Here is a 4492-nt window from a genome sequence, read left to right as displayed (position 1 = left end):
TTCACCACGCCGGTTCTCAAATTCACGTCACGACACCAGTGATCGTCCCCATCACCATTCCAGAATCGTCTGGTGGAGGCGACAGCGAGACTGGTCACACCGAGGTCGATACCGAGGACTGTTTCTGTTTGGTGCCCGGTATCGGCCGAAATCTCTGTGTGTGTGTCACCGTGGTTCTCGCTCTCATACTTCCGCGTGGTGATATGGACGTAGAACTCGTCGGTTGCTGTGTCGGATTGCAGTGTGCTTGCACGGAACTCAAAATCCTCAGCTCAGACAGCACGCACTCTTCGTAGAGTGGGGTGTTGGACTGGACTGTCTGAAGGCAATGCAAAATCGCACTCTACACGCCCGTTGACCGTTGACCGTTGACCGTTGACCGTTGACCGTTGACCGGTGAGAGTGAGACTTTGTGTCGGTAGAACGTCGCGCTCCGCTTGTCATAGACCAGACTCCACGCCACGCCACGACGTGAACTCCGGTTGGCTCACACGCTTCGCTTGGCTTGGGTTGGGTTGGTTCCAGCGTTCGACACAGCCTGAGCCTGAGCCTGTGACAGCTTGCACAGCACGTCGGATGCCTTGCCTTGCCTTCTTGCACAAGGTTTGCATTTGCAGTGAGGTGAGGGTGAGGTCGGTGTCGGCCCGAAGCTCATCGTAGAGCGCATCTCGTGCGGTACTGTGAGCCGTGACACACGCTTTGTAGTTAGGGTTAGTGTCGTGTCGTCCCAACAGAACGCTGCGGCACGGTTCGCACAGTGGAGAAACTGGTGAGCATGAGCTGATTCGTGGAAGTCCTCACGCCGCTGGTCAGGAACGTCAACTGTGACGGGTGCGGTACGTCGGAGTTCCATATTTCAGATTACAGATGAAGAACCAACGCTTGTTATCGTGTGGGAGTAAGGTGGTCGTCGGATAGTGGTTGTGTGCTGTTCTGTCGGCTTCCTCCCCAACCTAGCCTAGCCTAGCCTACTCGCGTCGCGTCGTGCTTTCCGACCACTCGGAAGCCCTCGCTTCTTGAGGCCAAGGGGCTCCGCCTCGAAACTGCTGAATCAAGCCTGCCTATCATACGGGTTATCGTAGTCGATAATGAGAGACATGAACAATATTGATCCGTAATATTCACATCTAAAAGATTGAAATATTATATGAATATCCAGTGTAACTATTTTTCCACTGAGCCCCTAGATAAAATCATAACTTATACTCTTCTCAGTGCTCAGAGATAACAGCGATGCCTATACTTTCGGTATCATCAGTGTGGCTTTTCCGCGGATTCCTCTCAGCTCTTATTATTATCTCATTCGGAGTTGGTGTGGTTCTTACGGCAACGTATGAGCCGCCCGAAATACAGACCGGAACCGTCGAAGACTCAGCCCTTGGGACAACGTACGTCGCTGTTCAAGGATTTCACTTCCAAGGCGAGGGGGCAACGAAGAAGCCAGCTCGACTTATTGCAATTGATGAACAGGCGAATCCAGATTGGATATATAATGGATCGAAACGTGGTGTTAGTTGGTTTTACAATGTCGATCCACTCCCCAACGGAAACCTCTTATCCGTCAATACAGTCCCTGGACAAACACTCGTTTATGAACTAGAGGCTGAGACAAGAGATAGAGTTTGGCAACAAAATCTTAGTATTACCGATACACACGATGTCGACTTAATCAATGGGAATCAGCTACTCGTTGCGAATATGCGTGAGTACGACGAAAATAATGGAACTAGCAACGATCGATTATTCATATATGATCTTTCTAAGGATAAAATCATCTGGGAGTGGTATTTTAAAAATCATTATCCAAATGAGACAGATGGTGGGATGAATGACGACTGGAGCCATGTGAATGACGTTGATAAAATCGAGGATGGTAGATATCTTGTTTCACCACGGAATTTTGATCAGGTTATCGTCGTTAATCGATCAACAAAAGATATTACAATGCGACTTGGAGCCGACCAAGAGCACATAATACTGAATGAGCAACATGATCCACAGTATCTTGAATCGAAAACGGACACGCCGACGATTCTTGTAGCAGATAGCGAGAATGATCGAGTTGTTGAATATAGTTGCGTTGACCGGAGCGAGACAGGAGAGTGTCAGTGGCAGCAGGTGTGGGTAGTAGGTGATGATCAACTAAACTGGCCACGTGATGCAGACCGTCTCCCCAATGGAAATACGCTGATTGTTGATTCACTTGGTCATCGTGTAATTGAGGTAACACCGACAGGCAAGATTATCTGGGAAGCGTATACACCATGGGCACCATTTGATGTCGAACGTGCAGCATATGGGAACGAAGCCGGCGGACCGACAATGCTTGATCAGAATATCTCTGGATCATATCAACTCTCAGGAAGCGCTGGAGAAACACCCGGAACAGGAACCGGAACAGCAACAACATTTCCTGAGTGGATAAAAGCAACAATGAGTGGAACTCCATTAAGTTCAGCTGCTTCAGGCTTCGCTGAGACGTGGGAAGGTGTCTCGCAGTGGATTAAACCAATCTGGATGGCTCCATGGAGTCTTGTCTATTTTAGTTTGGATATTCTGTTAGTATTCATTTTAACGACAGTAGAGATAATCGCTCACCGAAGCTGGATTTCGAGCAGAATCAGGCAAGCTCTCGGGCGTGTGCGTCATCTCGGGTCATCATAATACAAAATCCCAGATGCAGTTTAACAACCCATTCGCCTGTGAAATTACCTAGAGATCTCTGAGTGGATTTTTTTACCGTTACCAGGGTCACGAGACGGTGCATCATATAATCTTGTCACTGCAAAATATGTCAGAAGGTTGAATAGATCATCAGTTATCAATCAATCACACTAGCGGGCAAATTATGAACTATGACGACATGACTGAAAGCGCATGGATAAATAGGCAAATATTTTAAAATTTGTGGGTTAATGTACATTCCAGCACATACCCAGCGTTGCAACGCAGACGACACATGCTCGTTATTTAACAGTCTCTTACACTACCTAGTGATATTATTCTCAAATATGCCCGATTGATGAAAGTGATGATTGGAATCGGAACCGGTAATAACTCAACCCATGATGGATCTCTCGGTTAAGATGAGTACGTGATATGCAGTCGAACTGCCCCGATATATAGCCATATCGAACGAAACTAATCCTGTCCAATCTTCAGAGTGGACTCTGCTGTGCGCTTCGGGTCTTTTTTTAGAACTCAATTTGAGAATCACACATGGTCTATGACCCGCTCTCTCCTTCAGAAGCCCTTCGAACAAAATCAGGAATTACTCTTGGGATCATCAGTGCATTCATTTTCTTATACTCGCTCATCATCACTGCTCAGATTCTACTGGGTGGATTTTTAATACTATTCCTGACGCTGGGAGTCTATGGGTTCTATCGATTATTTGCTGTCCTTGATGCAGTGGCTGATGCACAACAACGGATTGCAACCATTCATGAACAGGAGAAGAAGACAAATGATGAAAATGCGGTTTCAACACAGGCGCGAAATCAGATTCAAACTCAGGACAAAACTGCGGATGATAGCGAGTAAACGCTCATGCTTCCCACAAGCTGATCTGTCTGAAGAGTCGTAAGAGGTCGAAAAGAATGAGCGAATGCAGTCACCAGAATGGATAAAAGGAGAATTCACAGCCGGTTATGTGATTATAGATGATGTCATGATGTCGGTGGTGATGGTTTCAATAACGGACAGAATCGGCGGCTGTGGAGATTGCGACTGCCGTGGGTGACGAGCGAGTTTGAGGGTCGATTATTGTGAGTTACGTTATTGGAACAGGAAATCTGGAGTTTGATCTTGAGGCAGCTCACAGTCCACCGCTTGCTTGTGGTTGGAATCTACCAGACAAGTCATACAGGTGGTTGGAGGATTGAGTTGCACATCGTTCATGAGTTGATACTAAAATCAAACGTATAGATGGAACTTCTATATATGAAGACAATATTTTTGAAATTATCCGGTCCAAATATCCCCTTATTACTTGGAGATCACCTGCAATGTCAAATCGACTCAACACCTCCATCAGTGCATTATCATGTAGTTCCATTCAGTCGTTTCCAGTAATCACAGAGAAAACAGGATGAATTCAGAAAATACGTCGTATGAACTATAGCCCTCGCCTCCGATTGCTCCCGACTACGGAGCAACGCGACGCGACGGACTGGCAACGGAACACCGTGCGACAACTCTACAACCACGCACTCACCGAATTCACCCAAACCAAATCCCAGCACAAAAACGAACACTCCGCCACCGTGTCTGGATGGTCAGAGACACGCTTCCTGCGCTCGCAGACTGGTGGCTTGACCTCACACCGATATACTCCATCGTCTTGCAGAAGGCTGTCGAGCGCATCCGTGATAACGTCGAGAACCTTGGTCTTGCTAAACTCACATCCAAAGGCTACGATGTTGGGTCGTTGAACTGGAAGAACCCACGTGAGTATCAGAGTTTCACGTACCGTCAATCGGGCTTCGAACTC

The 4492-nt window shown here is 47.2% G+C and carries 2 protein-coding genes and 2 pseudogenes; 3 read left to right on the top strand and 1 reads right to left on the bottom strand.

What is annotated here, in order from left to right; genetic code table 11:
* Window positions 1–853: pseudogene (locus J07HQW2_RS19820) on the bottom strand (hypothetical protein); the annotation flags it as partial.
* Window positions 854–1233: 380 nt separating this feature from the next.
* Between J07HQW2_RS19820 and J07HQW2_RS02400 the strand changes: the two are divergent.
* From J07HQW2_RS02400 to J07HQW2_RS19815, 3 genes and pseudogenes are all read left to right on the top strand, one after another.
* Window positions 1234–2664 carry an arylsulfotransferase family protein gene (locus J07HQW2_RS02400; protein ID WP_021053670.1) on the top strand — a complete coding sequence of 477 codons (1431 nt, stop codon included), beginning with the start codon at window positions 1234–1236 and terminating at the stop codon, window positions 2662–2664.
* Between the two features lie 555 nt (window positions 2665–3219).
* Window positions 3220–3543 (top strand): DUF8066 domain-containing protein, encoded by a 324-nt coding sequence (locus J07HQW2_RS02395; RefSeq protein ID WP_021053669.1) that lies wholly within the window; start codon window positions 3220–3222, stop codon window positions 3541–3543.
* A 569-nt stretch (window positions 3544–4112) separates the two neighbouring features.
* Window positions 4113–4492, top strand: a pseudogene (locus tag J07HQW2_RS19815) (RNA-guided endonuclease TnpB family protein); the annotation flags it as partial.

It is taken from the genome of Haloquadratum walsbyi J07HQW2 (assembly GCF_000415985.1).
GTDB classification, from domain to species: domain Archaea; phylum Halobacteriota; class Halobacteria; order Halobacteriales; family Haloferacaceae; genus Haloquadratum; species Haloquadratum walsbyi_B.
The sequence above is the reverse complement of the archived record's forward strand: the minus strand, read 5'-3'. Positions and strand labels throughout refer to the sequence as shown.

Coding starts and splice junctions, on each gene's coding strand:
- J07HQW2_RS02400 (WP_021053670.1), top strand. CDS start 1,234: ATGCCTATACTTTCGGTATCATCAGTGTGGCTTTTCCGCGGATTCCTC.
- J07HQW2_RS02395 (WP_021053669.1), top strand. CDS start 3,220: ATGGTCTATGACCCGCTCTCTCCTTCAGAAGCCCTTCGAACAAAATCA.